20 protein-coding genes and 1 pseudogene are annotated in these 17,434 nt (G+C 35.8%); 8 read left to right on the top strand and 13 right to left on the bottom strand.

What is annotated here, in order from left to right:
- Nucleotides 1–143 precede the first annotated feature (143 nt).
- The gene (locus V7083_RS01455) at nucleotides 144–590 is read left to right on the top strand and encodes a Dps family protein (protein WP_335474596.1); all 447 of its coding nucleotides are present in this window, start codon (nucleotides 144–146) and stop codon (nucleotides 588–590) included.
- 74 nt (nucleotides 591–664) lie between these two features.
- The gene (locus V7083_RS01450) at nucleotides 665–910 is read left to right on the top strand and encodes a glutaredoxin family protein (protein ID WP_335474594.1); all 246 of its coding nucleotides are present in this window, start codon (nucleotides 665–667) and stop codon (nucleotides 908–910) included.
- Between the two features lie 282 nt (nucleotides 911–1,192).
- Here V7083_RS01450 and V7083_RS01445 read toward each other — a convergent pair whose 3' ends face one another.
- The 5 genes from V7083_RS01445 to V7083_RS01425 form a co-directional block, all read right to left on the bottom strand.
- Nucleotides 1,193–1,636: a GNAT family N-acetyltransferase gene (locus V7083_RS01445; protein WP_335474592.1), complete on the bottom strand. Its 444-nt coding sequence runs from the start codon at nucleotides 1,634–1,636 to the stop codon at nucleotides 1,193–1,195.
- Nucleotides 1,637–1,685: 49 nt separating this feature from the next.
- The gene (locus V7083_RS01440) at nucleotides 1,686–2,138 is read right to left on the bottom strand and encodes a MarR family winged helix-turn-helix transcriptional regulator (protein WP_335474590.1); all 453 of its coding nucleotides are present in this window, start codon (nucleotides 2,136–2,138) and stop codon (nucleotides 1,686–1,688) included.
- Nucleotides 2,139–2,930: 792 nt separating this feature from the next.
- Entirely contained in the window at nucleotides 2,931–3,791 is an 861-nt protein-coding gene (locus V7083_RS01435) for a hypothetical protein (RefSeq protein ID WP_335474588.1), read from the bottom strand.
- A 117-nt stretch (nucleotides 3,792–3,908) separates the two neighbouring features.
- Entirely contained in the window at nucleotides 3,909–5,576 is a 1,668-nt protein-coding gene (locus V7083_RS01430) for an ABC1 kinase family protein (protein WP_335474585.1), read from the bottom strand.
- 69 nt (nucleotides 5,577–5,645) lie between these two features.
- Nucleotides 5,646–5,915, bottom strand: a complete 270-nt coding sequence (locus V7083_RS01425; protein ID WP_335474583.1) for an AbrB/MazE/SpoVT family DNA-binding domain-containing protein — start codon at nucleotides 5,913–5,915, stop codon at nucleotides 5,646–5,648.
- A 164-nt stretch (nucleotides 5,916–6,079) separates the two neighbouring features.
- On the opposite strand from V7083_RS01425, the gene V7083_RS01420 reads away from it, so the two are divergent.
- Both V7083_RS01420 and V7083_RS01415 read left to right on the top strand, forming a co-directional pair.
- Nucleotides 6,080–6,406 (top strand): DMT family transporter, encoded by a 327-nt coding sequence (locus tag V7083_RS01420; protein WP_335474581.1) that lies wholly within the window; start codon nucleotides 6,080–6,082, stop codon nucleotides 6,404–6,406.
- Complete coding sequence (locus tag V7083_RS01415; RefSeq protein ID WP_335474579.1) at nucleotides 6,403–6,774, top strand: DMT family transporter; 372 nt, start codon at nucleotides 6,403–6,405, stop codon at nucleotides 6,772–6,774. Before V7083_RS01420 ends, V7083_RS01415 begins: the two co-directional genes overlap by 4 nt.
- Before the next feature lie 62 nt (nucleotides 6,775–6,836).
- Here V7083_RS01415 and V7083_RS01410 read toward each other — a convergent pair whose 3' ends face one another.
- Nucleotides 6,837–7,433 carry a class I SAM-dependent methyltransferase gene (locus V7083_RS01410; protein ID WP_335474576.1) on the bottom strand — a complete coding sequence of 199 codons (597 nt, stop codon included), beginning with the start codon at nucleotides 7,431–7,433 and terminating at the stop codon, nucleotides 6,837–6,839.
- A gap of 125 nt (nucleotides 7,434–7,558) precedes the next feature.
- Between V7083_RS01410 and V7083_RS01405 the strand changes: the two genes are divergently transcribed.
- Nucleotides 7,559–8,428 (top strand): SDR family oxidoreductase, encoded by an 870-nt coding sequence (locus tag V7083_RS01405; protein ID WP_335474574.1) that lies wholly within the window; start codon nucleotides 7,559–7,561, stop codon nucleotides 8,426–8,428.
- 580 nt (nucleotides 8,429–9,008) lie between these two features.
- Here V7083_RS01405 and V7083_RS01400 read toward each other — a convergent pair.
- Nucleotides 9,009–9,278 carry an HU family DNA-binding protein gene (locus tag V7083_RS01400; protein ID WP_335474571.1) on the bottom strand — a complete coding sequence of 90 codons (270 nt, stop codon included), beginning with the start codon at nucleotides 9,276–9,278 and terminating at the stop codon, nucleotides 9,009–9,011.
- An 839-nt stretch (nucleotides 9,279–10,117) separates the two neighbouring features.
- Nucleotides 10,118–10,318, bottom strand: coding sequence for a cold-shock protein (locus V7083_RS01395; RefSeq protein ID WP_028401851.1), 201 nt, complete (start codon nucleotides 10,316–10,318; stop codon nucleotides 10,118–10,120).
- Between the two features lie 695 nt (nucleotides 10,319–11,013).
- Here V7083_RS01395 and V7083_RS01390 point away from each other — a divergent pair.
- A complete protein-coding gene (locus tag V7083_RS01390) occupies nucleotides 11,014–11,226 on the top strand; it encodes a hypothetical protein (RefSeq protein WP_335474568.1) in 213 nt (70 codons plus the stop codon).
- A gap of 334 nt (nucleotides 11,227–11,560) precedes the next feature.
- On the opposite strand, the gene V7083_RS01385 is transcribed toward V7083_RS01390, so the two are convergent.
- Together V7083_RS01385 and V7083_RS01380 are read right to left on the bottom strand one after the other, a co-directional pair.
- Nucleotides 11,561–11,737 (bottom strand): DUF3934 family protein, encoded by a 177-nt coding sequence (locus V7083_RS01385; RefSeq protein WP_335474566.1) that lies wholly within the window; start codon nucleotides 11,735–11,737, stop codon nucleotides 11,561–11,563.
- Nucleotides 11,738–12,375: 638 nt separating this feature from the next.
- Nucleotides 12,376–13,803, bottom strand: coding sequence for a DEAD/DEAH box helicase (locus tag V7083_RS01380; RefSeq protein WP_335474564.1), 1,428 nt, complete (start codon nucleotides 13,801–13,803; stop codon nucleotides 12,376–12,378).
- A gap of 293 nt (nucleotides 13,804–14,096) precedes the next feature.
- On the opposite strand from V7083_RS01380, the gene V7083_RS01375 reads away from it, so the two are divergent.
- Entirely contained in the window at nucleotides 14,097–14,297 is a 201-nt protein-coding gene (locus tag V7083_RS01375; RefSeq protein ID WP_335474563.1) for a cold-shock protein, read from the top strand.
- 387 nt (nucleotides 14,298–14,684) lie between these two features.
- Here the strand turns inward: V7083_RS01375 and V7083_RS01370 are convergent.
- A pseudogene (locus V7083_RS01370) lies at nucleotides 14,685–14,848 on the bottom strand (molybdate ABC transporter permease subunit); the annotation flags it as partial.
- 4 nt (nucleotides 14,849–14,852) lie between these two features.
- A complete protein-coding gene (gene modA / locus V7083_RS01365) occupies nucleotides 14,853–15,665 on the bottom strand; it encodes a molybdate ABC transporter substrate-binding protein (protein WP_335474561.1) in 813 nt (270 codons plus the stop codon).
- Between the two features lie 157 nt (nucleotides 15,666–15,822).
- On the opposite strand from modA, the gene V7083_RS01360 reads away from it, so the two are divergent.
- Complete coding sequence (locus V7083_RS01360; protein WP_335474560.1) at nucleotides 15,823–16,758, top strand: helix-turn-helix transcriptional regulator; 936 nt, start codon at nucleotides 15,823–15,825, stop codon at nucleotides 16,756–16,758.
- A 306-nt stretch (nucleotides 16,759–17,064) separates the two neighbouring features.
- Here the strand turns inward: V7083_RS01360 and V7083_RS01355 are convergent.
- Nucleotides 17,065–17,434: DUF523 domain-containing protein (locus V7083_RS01355; RefSeq protein ID WP_335474557.1), on the bottom strand; the 370-nt coding region annotated here is incomplete at its 5' end.

The raw sequence follows: 17,434 nt of genomic DNA, 5'->3' as shown, positions 1-17,434 counted from the left end.
AATAGGAGCAAATTTTACAATATATCAACTGCTGTCATAATCCTTTTCACTAATTTGTCAACATTTTCCTCAAAAGTAGCTAGGATTTCACTGGCACAAAGGTAATAATATAATAAGAAACAAAAAAAGGAGGATTTTCGATCATGGAAAATCAATTAGTCAACATTTTGAATAAGCAAATTGCCAACTGGTCCGTGTTGTATGTAAAGCTACATAACTACCACTGGTACGTAAAAGGCGGTCAATTTTTCACATTACATGTAAAGTTTGAAGAGTTCTATAATGAAGCTGCTTTACATATTGATGAGCTTGCTGAAAGATTATTAGCAATCGGCGGAAATCCTGTTGCTACAATGAAGGAAAGTCTTGCACTTTCTTCTATTAAAGAAGCAAATGGTGCTGAAACAGCTGATGAAATGGTGCAATCCATTATAAATGATTTCTCCATTATTATTGGTGAATTAAAAGAAGGAATGGGTATTGCCGGGGACTTAGGTGATGAAACAACAGGAGATATGCTGCTGGCGGTTCACTCCGGCCTGGAAAAGCATGTATGGATGCTTAAAGCCTTCCTCGGAAAATCAGTTTAGAATAAATCTTTTCAAGTCCAACTTTTACGGTTGGACTTTTTTATATATAATTTTTTTAGGAGGTCATAAAATTAATGAGTAAACATGAAGTTATTGTCTATAGCAGCAATGGCTGTGCCTACTGCGAAAAAGTTAAAGCCTTTCTAAAAGAACATGAAATTGAATTTGAGGAGCGAAATGCATCAATACATAAGGAATATATGGATCAACTAATAGAGCGGAAAATTTATGCTACTCCGGCAACCTTTATAGATGGAAATTTAGTATTAGGATTTCAGGAGAAGAAATTAAACAAATTGCTTGGATCTACAATCGAGTAGAGGGAAAATAAGCTGACTTATTTTCTCCCCTCTCACAACACCGTATTCCTTTGAAACTTCTATACCGAATTTGGTTGAGGTTTCAAGGATCAGATAACTCGTTTCAACTCAACATAACAGCTTTCATTTTCGGGTTTTAGTAATCAGTGTAATTGCTTGATAGCAATTCTCCTATTTCGTGCTCTGGCACCTATAAGGAAACGTTTCGCGCAGTGTAATCCTTCATAATCTCTTCTACATCTTAATATAACTTCAATCGCTAACCGATAATAACCCGTTGTGTCATCTTTGTAAAAGCATATCGACGTGAGGGATATTATCTTCTAAATATGTATCGGATATGGTTTGAAAACCAAAGGAACTATAGAATTTCCTTAAATAATCTTGTGCCTGAATTTTAACATTTGTTTCTTTTAATTCGTTTAGGATAAAATCTAGCCCTTTTCTTAAAAGTTCCTCTGCAATTCCTTGTCCCCTGTATTCTTTCTTCACAAAGACTCTTCCAATAGAAATTTCTCGATAGGAAACACCTGCAGGTACAATCCTTAAATATGCAATGATTTCTCCATTGTCTTCTTTAAAAAGATGATATGAAAAAGGATCTTTACCATCAACTTCTAGGTAAGGACAATTTTGTTCAACCACAAAAACTAAGGTTCTTTCTTTTAAAAGATTGTATAGTTCAATATTCGTTAACTCGTTAAATTTTTTCAAATTCCAACTCATTAAATTTCACCTCTTGTTTTTTGTTGCAAGTGCAATAAATTTTATATCATCAGTAATTTCTTTTGTTTCCTTTTTTAACAAATTCCCAATCAACTTCAACATTTTTTCTCACTCTTTGAAGAAGATTAAAAATAGTCTCCACTTCCACTTCTGTAAACCCATCTAAGGCAACCATATTGGAATGATCATTTTCTCTTTTTATGAAAGGATAGACATTCTTGCCTTTCTCTGTTGGAAAAAGTTTTTTTATTTTTTTGTTATGTTCATCATCTTTCTTATCAACGAATCCACTTATTTCCAGTTTCTTTATAGCACGTGCTGCTGTAGTTCGGTCAACCTTTATCATCTCAGCTAATTTTTCTTGAATAATTCCAGGGTTTTCACATATTCGTACAAGGTACAAATACTGCCCTTTTGTGAGGTCATATTCTTTAAATTCCATATTACTAATAGAATCTAATGCCCTTGCAATCATTCCAATTTCACGAAGGATTTCTTTCATAATTAACTCCTTAACTAATTTTTGTTGCAAATACAATAAAAAGTCTTAAATTAAAAATAACTTATTTTTGTTGTATTCACAACAAAAAAAATTATAAAGATGGCGAGTAAAATGAATTTTAAAATTAGCCCTTGGTATTTCTTTACCAATACACCATTTTCCATTTGTGATAGAAACGTCTCACCCGTTTGTTTTAGTGTGTTTTTTTTACAACTTTTTACATCAAAAACATCCAAAAAAAGTGTGTTATTCCTTCTGGATAAACACACTTGTTATTAGTATATAGATTATTTATTTCCCCAAATGTGAGTTACTACCGGATAAAGTCATTTCTGATTCATTTCACATTCCTATATTGAGTGCGCCCTTTTTTCCCTCTTCATTAATTAATGAGAGGGCATTTAATAGTTCCCTTTTAAATAAAAAACAGCTAGATGAGAACAGTGGTAACCAATAAAAACTTCTTATTAGAGAAGTTCGGTTAGGATACCAATAATATACGGTATCCATGTTTTTCTTAATTAATTATAGGTTTCACCAAAAAACGCACTTTTCAAATTGGAAAAATGTTTAAAATTGATTCTAATACTAAAATTTGTATACGTTTTATTCCGAATACATAATAGATATTGCAGGTTTGATTAATAACATTGTGAAGAAATATACTTAAACTAGTTATTGCTTTAGTTCTTCTACTGTTAGCCTGTGAGATACGCTCATATTTTCACTACCTAGATAGTTGCCATGCCTTGCACACTAAAAAAGCTGACCCGTGAAAGTCAGCCTTTTCCTTTATTCCATTGCATTATAAATTTTTTTCGTTTCTTTATTCACTCCATACCAGCCACGTGTTGCAGTATGTCCTTCCCCGGTTCCCGGGTTATCAACGACAAATTCATAGACACGGAAAATGTATGCGCCATTTTCCTCATGGTCATATTGAACCTTTTCATTACTGCTGTTTGAAATATTGAGGGATTGTTTAACAAGATCGGCTGCTTGGTCTTGAGTTAGGGATTGATTTGCACTCCCTTGTTTGGTTTCATCTTTCTTATTAGAGTCATTGCTCGTTTGTTCATTAGATTGGTTTGGACTGTCCTCTGATGTTCTATCATTTTTCTTTTGATTCGTCTCGGCTGCAAGCTTTGCGGCATTTCTAACCATTTCTTCGATTGAAGCTACTTCAGGGACATTTTTGGTATCAGCTACTTGCTTAAATAAATCATACGCTTGATCATATTGCTTTTGTTCAAGCAAGGTATTTCCTTTCTCGATGTTTTGCTTCATCACATCAGAAAGTGTTTTTGCATCCTCAATTTTTTGAGCCCAAACATTGGCTTGATTGACAATTTTTTGATTAACATTTCTTGAAAACTTCTCTTTTAGAAGAGTTTTGATCGTCTGGGATGCTTTTTCAAATTCCCCACTATGATAAAGAGTAATACTATCTTGCATGATCTTGGAGAAATGGAGATAATCTTGCGCTTCCTGCGTTTCTTTTTCCTCAAGCGCATTTTCAAATTGGTTAATCGCCTTATCATAATCTCCCTTTTGCAATGCAGCCTTTCCGGCATCCAAGCTCTCCGTGTAGGCCTTTGGAGCACATGCAGTAAGGAGAAGCGCCGTCATAATCAGTAAAACTAGTTTCTTCATCGTAAACCCCCATTGATTCTTTATTAAAATTGTACCGTTTTCGACAGGATCTTACAATAAGGAAGACTTGGTGAATGAACCCATAAAAAAACCCCTCAGAAGTTGAGGAGTTCGTCATTATTTATTGAACTGCGGGGGACGTGGATGTGGCGGACGCCTTCTTCTTCTCCCGCTGCCTTTTCCAGCCTGCAAAATCGTTATGAAACCACCTACTACCATCATAACCATTCCGGCTACCTCTGAATGCGAAAATAACTGTGCACCTGAAATTAACAACCCGGTCCCAAATAGGGCCATAACCAACTTTCGCGTTTGATTCTCCTGCTGCTCCATCAGCTTTTTCTCAAAGCTCTTTGATGGATTGATTCTCATCTCACCGGATTCCAGCTGGTCGATCATGTTCATGACCTTTCGCGAAGATGGGAGGATATTTAAAAGTGTATTTTTCACCTGTTCAATAACCGTATCTTTTGCCGGATTAACCGCATTACTGGTCATCAAGTCCTCCACGAATGGCTTCGTCAATGCAATAATATCAAAGTCCTTATCCAACCCGTTGCAAAGGCTATATACTGTCGCAATCGCCTTGCCAAGAAAAGTGGTCTTTGACGGGATTTGAAACGGCTGCTCATACAAAAATTCCCGCATCTCCTCAAGAAAAACTTCATTACTAAGCTTGTCAATATTAAAATTACCATCTGCAAAACTAGAAAGCACTGCTTTAATATTCTTTGTTAACAACGATTTATCAGCGTTTTTTCTTAAAAAACGAAGATCAGCCAATGCGGCTGCGATTCCACCGGCATCTTTCAAATAAATGGCCATGGCCAGCTTGATCATGTTCTCCCGCATTTCCGATGTCATCGTCCCAACCATGCCAAAATCAATATAAACCAAGGTTCCGTCCTGCTTTACCAGCAGGTTACCTGGATGGGGATCAGCATGAAAGAAGCCTTCCTCCATTAACTGCTTTAAAAATGACAAATATAAAATCGAGGCGAGTTTCTTCTTATTAATATTTAAGTTGTCGATCTCATTGATTTTGACACCCTCGATAAACTCCATCACCAACAGTTTATTAGTTGATAGCTCCTGGTAAACCCGTGGAACCTCAACACCTGGAAACTCTGCAAACTGTTCACGGAAGTTCTCGATATTGTTTGCTTCTTTTACATAATCAAGTTCATCATGGATGACTTCCTCAAATTCTAGATAGACGTCCTGTAAGTCTACGAACTTTTCCACTTTTGTAAAACGTCGGGCAAAAGCAATTAAGATTTTTAATGTAACTAAATCGAGTGCGATTGTTTCTTCTATTCCGGGACGCATAATTTTTACTGCTACTGGTTCGCCGTTTTTCAAGACGGCCTTATGTACTTGACCTAATGATGCTGCAGCAACAGGTGTTTCATCAAAAAAGGTAAACTGCTCTTGAATATTACCATTAAGCTCGCCTTCAATGCACTTCATCGCTATCTCAGAACCTACCGGTGCCACCGAATCCTGAAGCTCTGCCAGGGTGTCCGTGTATTCCTTTGGCAAAATATCTACTCTAGAGCTGACAAATTGCCCTAGCTTGATAATTAACCCGCCCATTTTTACTGCGGTAGCTGCAAATTTCTTAGCCTGTGAGATATAAATAGTCTTGGCCCTTCGCTCGGCTCCCTCTTTGCTGCGAAATCGTTTCGTTTTCCCATGCCACCAGAATTGGAAAAAGAAACCGATGAACATAAAAAAGGTGGTGCGAAATCGTTTGTTGAATAGTAAGCGTGTCATCTCACGCATGCTGGACTCCCCTTCCTGCAGGCTTAACGGGAAAGGTCTGCGTGGATTTACTTTCCCAGTTTGTTTATGCTATTCCTGTTCCGTTTCTTCTTCGGCCTCCGTCTTATCAAAAATTTCCTGAGCCATTTTTTCAAAGCGTTTGGACTTGTTGAAAAAGAAATTTGCAAACTTGTTCATAATTTCCGATTTAACTAGAATCACTGTCCCTTTCCGTGCGTCACCAAATACCACAAACTTTTCTCCTGGCTTAATTCCTAGTTCTTCCCGAGCTTCCGATGGGATGACAACCTGGCCTCTTTCACCCATGCTGGTTGTCCCAAAAATTTTCCCATGACTCATCATGTTTCATCACCTCACTTGTATGTTAAATCATACTTTTCATACAAACTATATCTTTCACAAATTATACATATGGCGATTTTATGACCTACGGATCTTTATTAAAATTTACAAACAAATCGTCCAAACGGTACAATAAATGTAAAAAAATGCGAGGAAAAATCATGAATGCATTTATGCTATTAATCTTTGCCATATTAAGCGAAGTGTTTGGCAGTTCCATGCTTAAAGCAACTAATGGCTTCAAAAAACTATTGCCCTCTTTAGGAGTAGCATTTGGATACGGAATGGCTTTTTACGCTCTATCTTTATCGTTAAAGTCTTTGCCACTCGGATTGGTGTATGCCATTTGGTCTGGCCTGGGAACGGCACTTACAGCATTAGTTGGGATTTTCATATATAAAGAGAATTTTAATGTTAGAAAACTCTTAGGCTTAGTTTCCATAATTGGGGGCGTTATTTTATTAACTGGTGGAGGGAACCACGGATGAAAGGGTATATCGCTTTAGCTATTTCGATTATAGCGGAGATTTTTGCTACTACTATGCTTAAAGCATCGGATGGCTTCACTCATATATTTCCTTCTATTGGAGTGGTCGTGGGGTATGGTCTTTCTTTTTATAGCTTATCGGTTTGTCTTAAAACCATTCCATTGAGTTTAGCCTATGCCATCTGGTCAGGAATAGGGACAGCGTTAACCGCTTTAATTGGTGTGGTTGTATGGGGTGAACTGTTTAATACCATTAAAATAACTGGAATTATCTTCATTATAGGGGGAGTGGTATTGTTGAATGCAACCACCCATGATGAAAAGGAAAAAGAACCAGTCACATCAACTGGGAATAAACAAGGACAATGACATTCCATCCTATGTAAGGCCAAGACTTTTGATATGAATGGTTCTTTATTTAAAATATGAAATCACTTTATACTACTGGAAATAAACATTGAGGCATCTTGATTCATAAAAATACGAGTACCATGATAGAATGTCTTAAATTTAATGGATTTAAATCCAACTTCGGATAATTGTTTTTCCAGTTCTTCATGCAAAAAACCGTTATGGACCTTCGGATGATTTATTTGGTCGTTTTTGTCAAAGTCAATAATCATGAGCTTACCACCATGATTTAAAATGTTAAACAATTCTTGTAAAATTTTTTTAGTATCTGGAATATGAAGAAGGACTAGTGACATTAACACGATGTCTGCCTTAAGGTCCGGAGTTTCTTGAGTAAAATCGGAATATAGTACGTTAGAGTTGGTGATTCCTTTGTGGGCAATTTTAGCTTTCGCAACCTCTAACATTTGCTGTGAGGAATCAACCATTAAAATAGAACCAACTAAATCTGATAATTCTAAACTAATTAGACCCGTTCCACTCCCATAGTCTATTAAAGATTTTGATTTACTATTTTGCAGTTCTAGTCTTACTTCCTTAACTATCACTTTTGCTAGCTCTATTCTTTCTTCTGTATCATATCTTTTTGCCATCTCTTCAAACACGTTAAGTTCCATCTTCCGCTCCCCTTTTGATAAATAATGAAAGCTACATAGTGGTCATTATAGCAAATATTATCTAATAATATTAAGCCTTACTCCTAAAACTAACAGGTGAAATAATCACTTGGAGGTATGGATGAATGACTAATCAAAATCAAAAGAAGCCTATTTTTCCCCCGCAGCATCAAACCAAGCAGCCTGGAGTTGAGGCAGAAATGAATCCCCGGCCCATTTCTCAAGACCCAGAATACAAGGCCGGTGGAAAACTTGCTGGCAAAACGGCGATTATAACGGGTGGAGATAGCGGGATTGGAAAGGCAGTTGCCCTTTTATTTGCTAAAGAAGGGGCCGACATTGCCATTGTTTACTTAGACGAACATGATGATGCCAGTGAAACCAAAAAGCTAATTGAGGCGGAGGGTCGCAAATGCCAGCTATATGCCGGTGATATCGGCCATGAAGATGTTTGTAAAGATATCATTCACAACGTACTGTCAGAGTTCGGGAGTCTGGATATTCTCGTGAATAATGTCGCTGAGCAGCATCCGCAAAAGAGTCTGTTAAATATTACATCAGCACAGCTGGAAAAAACATTCAGGACCAATATATTTTCTTATTTTTATATGTCCAAAATGGCCTTACCTTATTTAAAAAAAGGTGCTTCCATTGTTAATACAGCTTCGATTACAGCCTACCATGGCAATGAACAGCTGATTGACTATTCAGCAACAAAGGGGGCCATCGTTACCTTTACCCGTTCATTGGCACTATCACTTGTCGGACAAGGTATCCGGGTCAATGCGGTTGCACCGGGACCCATTTGGACACCCCTGATTCCCTCCACTTTTACAGCTGATCAGGTCTCCACTTTTGGCTCGGATACACCAATGGGAAGAGCAGGTCAGCCGTATGAGCTGGCACCTGCCTATGTTTATTTAGCGTCTGATGATTCTTCTTATGTAAGCGGGCAGACTATTCATGTGAATGGAGGAACTATTGTTGGCGGATAAAAAAATCCTGCAACAGATTTCGTTTACTTTTGAAAAGTGTGAATTTACACCAAATAATGTTAGGTAGAAGGTATTAATTTGCATCGCTATTGCGGTGCTTTTTGTTTGTATAAAAATGCCTATCTTTTTTGTAACAGAGCTATTCACTGTATTTATTCCTTTCTTCAATACTTCACGTTTCCAAATCTGTAATAAGGGCAATAATTTCTTTAATATAACAAAAAGGAGGAAATATTATGTAATTATCAAAGATTTCAGAATTATATAAATCCGACAAAAGGATTGAAGGATTCTCCCCTCAGACATTAAGCACAGTTCTTCACAAAATTTAATTCTTTTAATAAAAAATGACATCCCCCAATTTTTTGGAGAATGCCTTTCCGCAGGAAAACGTCTTTTAACTCAATCACCCTTTCGTGAAATAAGGTAAATGCGATGTCTTTTGACATCGCAATCTGACCAAGTGTTGTATTAACCTATTTTATCGGTGTGTTGTGGGAATGTTGAGGATGTACTATTTAACGTGGAATACTGATTTCAGTAACGAATGGCACATCTTATATTGAGGATAACCAAAATTTTACATTTGCTGTATCAATGACTTACTAGCCCGAAAAACAGGGACTTTACCAGCTTGGATTAAGAATTCTTCCCCCGTTTTAGGATCAAGACGAACACGAGCTTCACGGTGACATACTTCAAATTTCCCAAATCCTAAAATTGCAAAAGAATTTCCGCTAACTAGTGATTGTGTAATAACATCGAATACAGCCTCTATAGCTGATTCTGCATCTTTTCTGGAAAGCTCTGATTTCGCTGATACTACTTGTATTAATTTTGTTTTGTTCAAGGTTATACCTCCAGTTTGTTTATTCAATGCTCAAAAAATGAACAATACATCCCTTACTTATTCAGATACAAAAATAGTGAAAAAAAGTGAGACGCTAATCCGACAATCACAAAAACGTGCCATATAGCATAGAGGTACTTAAACCTCCCCCAAACATATAAAATAGATCCCAATGTATGATCTTCTTAAAGTTTTTTCATAATAAAATAGCCTTGATATACTTAAAACAATGAAAGTCTCTCTTTCATCCTTACGGCTCCTTAACCGTCCCAGTGTGAATCAGGTTTGTAAACCCCAAAAATTACTTTTATTAACTCAATGGGTAATATCGATTTTTGTGCGAGAAAATTAGAAACAATCGAATATGAGGAAATAAAGAGGTTCATTAAAAATATGCGTTGAAGTCATGATAAGCAATGGAATTAAAAACTTAAGAACAATTATTCTTATATTTGTTACTTGCTTTTTTAATGGTAACACATTTTATCTAATTTATCAAATTAATCATTTTATCATTATTCGTCGTTTTATGTCAATGATTTTTAATTCTATTTTCTATTCATTTTTTTTAAAATTTATTCAGGTAAATTTGTCAGGAAAATAATTCATAACAAAAGTATTTTCATTATTCATTCTACCCCATTCTAAAGTCTTTAATGAATCTTATGTTTCAAGAGTCATTTCATTTCTAAAGGACTTAATACGGTTCCCTTTGACAGGATGGGTAACACAAAAAGAATGACCTTTTAAACTACTCATTCTTGAGTAGGGTTCCTTGTTTTTTTAAAATAAAAAAACAGACTCCCATAAAAAGAGTCTGTCAATTTTTATTTTAATAATTAAGCTTTACGCACGTTAGCTGCTTGAGCTCCACGTTGACCTTGCTCAACATCGAAAGTCACTGCTTGACCTTCTTCTAAAGATTTGAAACCTTCGCCTTGAATAGCTGAGAAATGAACGAATACGTCTTCTCCACCTTCACGTTCGATGAATCCGAAGCCTTTTTCGCTGTTAAACCATTTTACTTTACCGTTTTCCATTTTTGTTGCCTCCTAGTGTGTAAAAGCACACATTGTGTTACTATCCTTGCTCTCAGTGATCATCAAGACGAAAAGCTTTACTAATACGATCCTTTACACCGAACAAAAATAATTCATATTTATATTAACATATTTCACAAATATTTGCAAGAAGACATAAAGTGACCATTTTGGCCTTCCTTAATTTACACATTTAGTTTTATATTCTTTTGATGTTCTTATTAAAGTAAATCAACTGTTAGCAAAACAAGGATAAAGTCACTTAGTTCTAAAATAAGGGTTATTTTATAAGCCATTATTTATTAAATTAGGATATTCCGTAATTGTATGCTACACTTGGTTTACCATTTGATTTACTGTTTTCATGTCCCCTACTCCTTTACGAGTGGGGGTTTTTTTCACAAGAAAGAAAAGCAGACTCCAATAAAAGAGTCTGCATTCCCTACTTATAAAATTAAGCAGCTTTACGTACGTTTGAAGCTTGAGGTCCATGCTGACCTTGCTAAACATCAAAAGTCACTGCTTGACCTTCTTCTAAAGTTCAGTAACCTTTTACCTCATCCTTTGCTACATCTGTCGCTGGTTTCTACTTTTAAATTCTAATAGATGAAAAAGAAATCTTACGAAAATAATTGGTATTCAAAGGAAAAGACCCCCTTTATGTCGAAAACAATTACTTAAAGGGGATGACCATAATGAATAAAGTTAGTTTATTAAAAAAACTACGAGATTCAAGTAAAGGTAATTTGTTTTCAACAGAGGTTCCAAAGGCTACAAAAGAAGATGAAAAAAAGATTAAAGAAATGGTTAGTGAATTAGAAAATGAAGGTAAAATTAAATTGAGAGAATGTATGCAACGGGAATACTCCGTCTATTTACATGGAATAATTAAGTATGCTTCAGAATAAACAGGTCCATTTTCAATCCTAAGAGTTCTTCAAAAACCCTTAATCCCAATAGACGACTTAAATTTTCAGCCTATTTATATTTTTTTGTTTTCACTTTTTGCTTTGGACTCTAAAAAAATTGTAGGACGATTACAAGCAACTGATTTATTTATAGTTTTCCATTACAAAATCGTGTTGTAAACGTCTCTCTAATTTTTTTAGGTTACCCCATCTTCTTCAAAAGTTTGGAATTTATAAGCCATTATCTTTCCTGTATTTTTATTAATGTGTTCGACTCTGATTTGTTAGACCATTAAAAAACGTGTATCTATTTAATGTAGAAACTCATCCGTTTTCATTCGGATGTATTCCCTTCATTATTGCTGGTTGTCTTTAACCCATCCGATTTTTTAGCACTTTTACTTTTATAAGGTTTGGCACTCTTGGCTTTGTTGGCACTAGCATTCCAACGATTCCAGCCCTTCTTTCCTGTTCCCCTACCTGTTCCGCTTTTAACCTTGGCTTTATTCATATAATCACTCCATTATTGTTTGTTTTGTTTTTTTTGACCATTTTACTTGGTTATTACCCGTACGATGGATTATACAATATCATAAATGTAAAGCAGCGAGCAATCCATATCTTAGGGCTGTACCTCAATTCAATTAAATTGTGTGGGTGAACATAAATAAAACTGTAATTAAACACTCTTGATTTTATTCTGTAAGTCTCTTTTGCTTTACCGGACATTTCAACTAAGTATTGTTCCTTGTGTATCATATGCTTTATTTAGATAGAGCCAATAAGTTGAATTAGATTAATCTTTAGAAAGAACGCTTTATTCCAATGACCATGCATCTTTTTCTCTTTTCTTTGAGAAGGATGTTTTAAATAAAAGCTACTCTAAGTCTTTTTCTTATGTAACCATTTAATGAGAAAAGGGTTCTTCGAACACACCGTGTTATACAGTGATTTGGATTTCTAAATTTAATCGTATTCCATCTGGGATTCGTTTTCGTTTATCATCAGCCAGTCGTTTCATCAAGAGATGTCTCAGTCAGAAAAAAGGAAAGAAGAGTGTTGACTTCGTCAACACTCTATACAATTCCACGTCCACAAAAGGATGGTCTCTCATACAATCCTCTATATTAAGATCATAATGCTCCCTTTTTAGCGATAGGACCTGGAAGTTTTTTTACGTTTACCACTTGCCCCTTTCCCCACAAATTCCCTATTCCCTTTATAGTTTCTCATTGACTTTTCCTTAGGCTTCTTGGAATATCGCGGTGTCTCAGAAGTTAGCTGAACCAGACCATCCCTCTGGTCCTTCGACAACAATTTCAAGGCAATTGAAACTAACGCGGTCGAATCGTATTGATCGAGCAATTCACTTGCTGCTTGTTTAAACCGTGGGTCCTGATCCTCCTCAACCAATTGAATCATCTTTTCTACTGCTGCCCGCTGTATAGATTCCATTGCTTCTGCTACCGTTGGTATTGATTTGCGCTGGATCTTTCCTTTTGATGCTTTTTCTATACTGTGAATCTGCCCAATTTCTCTCGGTGTAGCAAAAGTAATAGCTTGACCCGTTTTACCTGCTCGCCCCGTTCTACCGATTCGGTGAACATAACTTTCTGGGTCTTGAGGAATGTCAAAATTGTAGACGTGGGTAACCCCTGAAACATCAATACCCCTCGCAGCCACATCAGTCGCCACTAAAATATCAATGTTTCCCTCACGAAATTTATTCATCACAACATCCCGCTGCCGCTGATTTAAATCACCGTGCAACCCATCAGCAAGATATCCTCTTTTATTCAATGCATCACTTAATTCATCAACACGTCTTTTTGTCCTTCCAAAAATCACAGCTAATTCTGGATTATCCACATCCAGCAGACGGCAAAGCACTTCAAATTTATCTCTTTCCTTTACCTCATAATAAACTTGCTTTACACTTGGAGCGGTAACTTCCTTAGCTTTTATTTTCACTAGCTCCGGAGCGTTCATAAACCTTTCCGCAAGATTTTGAATCGGTTTTGGCATGGTTGCAGAGAACAGCAGGGTTTGTTTTTCTTCTGGAGTCTCTTTTAGGATTCGTTCAATATCCTCCAGAAATCCCATATCTAACATTTCATCCGCTTCATCTAAAACCACCATTTTAATGCTATCTAACCTAAGCGTTTTACGTTTAATATGGTCCAACAGTCTTCCAGGTGTTCCCGTAATAATGTGGGGGACCTTTTTTAATGCTTTAATCTGGCGGTCAATAGACTGACCTCCATAAATAGGGAGAGAATTTATACCCATGTATTTTGCAAGCCGATTGATCTCTTCTGAAACCTGAATAGCTAATTCCCTTGTGGGTGCAATTGCAATCGCCTGAACATTTTTTTTGCTCTTATCCAATTTCTCCAAGATTGGTATGGAAAAGGCAGCTGTTTTTCCAGTGCCGGTTTGCGCTTGACCAATAATGTCCTTCCCTGTCAAAGCTATGGGAATGGCTTTTTCTTGAATAGGAGATGCTTCTTCAAATCCCATATCCTTTATGGCTCTTTGAATGGGTTCACTAATGCCCATATCATGAAATGTTGTCATATTTCAAAAACCCCTTCTTTGTTTACGCTATTTTTTATATTGGACTAAACTATTTCAAGAAATGCACATTAGAATATAATTTTGAAATGCATCTGATACCCGAGTACTTCATGAATAACGTTATTTACAAATTTTGGTGGTTTTGCATTATTGGAAACTGGTGAATGCATCCGTTCCTGGAAGGTTTGCCTCTAATGAATTAACTTACATATATCCGGATAAAATATGAATGTTCCAAGAAACCTAAAAGTGTAAAAGTCAATCAATTTTGTGTATTTACAGGAGGATATAAAGTGGAAAAAGGTAAAGTTAAGTGGTTTAACAGCGAAAAAGGCTTCGGATTCATCGAACGTGAAGGTGGGGAAGATGTATTCGTACATTTCTCTGCAATTCAGGACGAGGGGTATAAAACACTTGAAGAAGGTCAAGATGTGACTTTTGACGTTGAACAAGGTCAACGGGGACCCCAAGCAACAAACGTCCATAAAGCTTGACTAGATGGAAGAACATAAACAGACTCTTATAGTCTGTCAGACTGTCGACAAATTCGAAAAACTTCGAGTTTGGTGGCAGTCTTTTTTGTATAATTAAGGTATCGAGATTTTTTTGGGTGAATCCAAATGCTTAGTAAAAATACACAGATGAATCGTAACCAAATACACTGCTATGAATTTGAAGAAACTGGCAAACTGGACTTGGACTTGTCCGAAAATGGCATATAAATCGTCCTGTATGGTCTAATTAAAGAGTAATAACAAAAATAATTGCTTGAAAAGGCATTCCGAATAGGCTTATTCGGAATGCCTTTTGTCTAAAATCTGAGGTATCCCTATTTAAGGGGATGCCTATATTAGATTGATATTGAGAATTTTTTTAAACCATCAGGATTTCATTAATTTACACAATAAAAATGAAATGCCTATCATACTTGACGCCCATAACCAAGTCAATCCCATATTGCCTGAATCAATTGCTACATATATTGCTGTTGGAATAGTGTGGTTTTTCCTGGGGTATTTCCAGCAAACATTAAAGTAGCTCCAAAATGTTTATTTATTAATTCCTTTAAAACCATACTTCTCAAAAGTTTTCATAGATGTTTCATTTTGAAGATAATCGTAAAATAATTGGGCTTCTTTAGGATGGGAACTATTTTTAATAACACCCAAAGGATAAATAATAGGAGCATGAGAATTCTCGTCAGCTGTCGCTACGATCTTAACCTTTTGAGAAATCAATGCATCTGTTTTATATACAATTCCTGCGTCAACATTGTTTGTCTCTACATATGTAAGCACCTGTCGAACATCCTTAGCATATACGATTTTTCCTTTAATAGCCTTCCAAACATTTAACTTTTCCAATGTTTCCTTCGCATATTGGCCTGCTGGCACTGCTTCTGGGGTACCAATAGAAATTTTATCTGTTTTGGTAAGGTCTTCGAATACTTTAACCTCTTTTTTTGAATCGTTCGGTACCACTAAAACTAATTCATTCCCAACTAGATCTATTCCTTTTGACTTATCGATTAGTCCGTCTTGTACCAGTTTATCGAATTTGTCTTCGGCGGCAGAAAAGAAAAGATCGACAGGTGCTCCCTGAGAAATTTGTTGTTGAAGTGCCCCTGAAGCTCCAAAGTTATAGTTTACTTTCACATTTGAATGTTCCTTTTCAAAGCTTGCTTTAATCTCATTTAAGGCATTTTGTAAACTAGCAGCTGCTGAAACAGTCAACTCTACCTTCTCAACAGGAACTTCTTGTTTCTGCTCCTCAGGCTTTTTCGTTTGTTCCTCCGCTGAACATCCAGCCACTGCTAATAAAAGCAGCATCATCGCAAGAAATAAAAGATATGGTTTTCTCATTATCCATCTCCCTTTCTAACTAATTATAACTATTTATATCTAATTATAATTATCTATAACTAAAGTGTATATAAGCAATATCACAGTAGTCATTTTTTTATAAGAAATATACTTTTTATTTGGCAGTAAGTTAAAATAGAGATATGGAGGGATACGAATGCAAAATGAGCTTTCCTATACAATTGAAGAGGTGTCACAGCTATTAAAGGTATCGAAATTAACCCTTTATGACCTGGTCAAAAAAGGAGAACTACCTGTGTTCCGTGTAGGAAGACAGATGAGAATTGATTCTAAAGACTTGGACAATTATATAAAAAATCATAAAACAAATCAGAATATTACATTCCCACCTTCTGTTGCGGATTCTACCAGGAACGAAACAAAGGAATCCCAAAACATTGTCATTAGCGGACAAGACTTGGTTTTAGATATATTAGGTAAACATATCGAGAAAAATTCAGCCTATAAACCATTAAGATCTTTTACGGGAAGCTTAAACAGCCTAATCTCTATGTACAATGGAGATGGTGACATCGTTAGCTTGCATCTGTTTGATGGAGATACAGGAGAGTATAATCTTCCATATATAAAAAAAATTCTAGTGGGTTATCCCTATATTTTAATAAACCTCCTTTCAAGAAAAGCAGGCTTTTACGTTAAAAAGGGGAACCCTTTAAATCTCACCTCTTGGACTGATTTAAAACGAGAAGATGTGAAAATTATTAATAGAGAGAAAGGATCAGGAGCACGAATCCTTCTTGATGAACAACTCAGAATTAACGGGATTCCTTCTAGGAACATTAAGGGTTATGAACACGAAGAAACCAACCATTTAAGTTTGGCTTCCGCTGTTTCGACTGGAATAGCTGATGTAGGTGTGGGAATTGAAAAAGCTGCGAAAATAGTTGGAATTGATTTTGTTCCCTTAATTACAGAACAGTATGACCTGGTTATTCTAAAAACCCCCAAAACAGAAAAAATGATTAACACAGTAAAGGAAATTTTATCATCCAATCAATTTCAGTCTGAACTTACCTCATTAGGAGATTATGATACATCTCAGACAGGGAAAATTATTTATGAAACATATTAAATAGAAGGCTGTTGAAATATCAGCAGCCTTCTTTTCTATATACATAAACTATTTCTCTTATTACACTCCCTCGTATCTAAGTACAATCCGTCACAATCTATTGGATATAAATACTTTTATCCTAATTCAGATTAATGAGTCTCCGAACAAGGTTTAAATTCAACAGAAGTATTATATAGCTTTAGAATATTTTTTTATTAAGGCTACCCATTACTTTAAGTACATTCTTTCACAAACTTTCTTTTGAAAATAGAAATAGTATTATTATTGAGTAATTGTAGACCTAAAAATCACTGCTAATTTTTGTTAAAGAAATTTTTCAGCAAATTGTTCTTCTGAAATTACCTTAAATCCATTTCTTTTTAATAAAGCAGAAGTAACGCCCATCCCCTCAAGTTTTTTTCCAATGAATTCACCGTTATAAATCATTGAACTGCCACAGGATGGGCTGTATTCCTTTAGAACTACTACGGTAGCATTTATTTCTTTAGCTTTATTTAGAGTAGCGTAAGCACCTTTTATGTAAAAGTCCGTGACATCTTTTCCTGTCTTTTCAATTACTTTAGCTTTTCCATCAAGTACATCTTCCCCGTTACCACCTATTATTTCAGCAGGTTCTCTGGGAGTTGAAAATCCACCGAGTAATTCTGGACATATTGTAATTGCTTTATTTTCT

It is taken from the genome of Bacillus sp. JJ1764 (assembly GCF_036962145.1).
In the GTDB taxonomy this organism is placed as follows: Bacteria; Bacillota; Bacilli; order Bacillales; family Cytobacillaceae; genus Neobacillus.
The sequence above is the reverse complement of the archived record's forward strand: the minus strand, read 5'-3'. Positions and strand labels throughout refer to the sequence as shown.

Bases quoted from the DNA above. Each gene is read 5' to 3' on its own strand.
- V7083_RS01395 (WP_028401851.1), bottom strand. From the start codon at position 10,318: ATGGAAAACGGTAAAGTAAAATGGTTTAACAGCGAAAAAGGCTTCGGA.
- V7083_RS01405 (WP_335474574.1), top strand. From the start codon at position 7,559: ATGACTAATCAAAATCAAAAGAAGCCTATTTTTCCCCCGCAGCATCAA.
- V7083_RS01435 (WP_335474588.1), bottom strand. From the start codon at position 3,791: ATGAAGAAACTAGTTTTACTGATTATGACGGCGCTTCTCCTTACTGCA.
- V7083_RS01450 (WP_335474594.1), top strand. From the start codon at position 665: ATGAGTAAACATGAAGTTATTGTCTATAGCAGCAATGGCTGTGCCTAC.
- V7083_RS01430 (WP_335474585.1), bottom strand. From the start codon at position 5,576: ATGCGTGAGATGACACGCTTACTATTCAACAAACGATTTCGCACCACC.
- modA (WP_335474561.1), bottom strand. From the start codon at position 15,665: ATGAGAAAACCATATCTTTTATTTCTTGCGATGATGCTGCTTTTATTA.
- V7083_RS01360 (WP_335474560.1), top strand. From the start codon at position 15,823: ATGCAAAATGAGCTTTCCTATACAATTGAAGAGGTGTCACAGCTATTA.
- V7083_RS01380 (WP_335474564.1), bottom strand. From the start codon at position 13,803: ATGACAACATTTCATGATATGGGCATTAGTGAACCCATTCAAAGAGCC.
- V7083_RS01445 (WP_335474592.1), bottom strand. From the start codon at position 1,636: ATGAGTTGGAATTTGAAAAAATTTAACGAGTTAACGAATATTGAACTA.
- V7083_RS01425 (WP_335474583.1), bottom strand. From the start codon at position 5,915: ATGAGTCATGGGAAAATTTTTGGGACAACCAGCATGGGTGAAAGAGGC.
- V7083_RS01440 (WP_335474590.1), bottom strand. From the start codon at position 2,138: ATGAAAGAAATCCTTCGTGAAATTGGAATGATTGCAAGGGCATTAGAT.
- V7083_RS01410 (WP_335474576.1), bottom strand. From the start codon at position 7,433: ATGGAACTTAACGTGTTTGAAGAGATGGCAAAAAGATATGATACAGAA.
- V7083_RS01420 (WP_335474581.1), top strand. From the start codon at position 6,080: ATGAATGCATTTATGCTATTAATCTTTGCCATATTAAGCGAAGTGTTT.
- V7083_RS01385 (WP_335474566.1), bottom strand. From the start codon at position 11,737: ATGAATAAAGCCAAGGTTAAAAGCGGAACAGGTAGGGGAACAGGAAAG.
- V7083_RS01415 (WP_335474579.1), top strand. From the start codon at position 6,403: ATGAAAGGGTATATCGCTTTAGCTATTTCGATTATAGCGGAGATTTTT.
- V7083_RS01455 (WP_335474596.1), top strand. From the start codon at position 144: ATGGAAAATCAATTAGTCAACATTTTGAATAAGCAAATTGCCAACTGG.
- V7083_RS01390 (WP_335474568.1), top strand. From the start codon at position 11,014: ATGAATAAAGTTAGTTTATTAAAAAAACTACGAGATTCAAGTAAAGGT.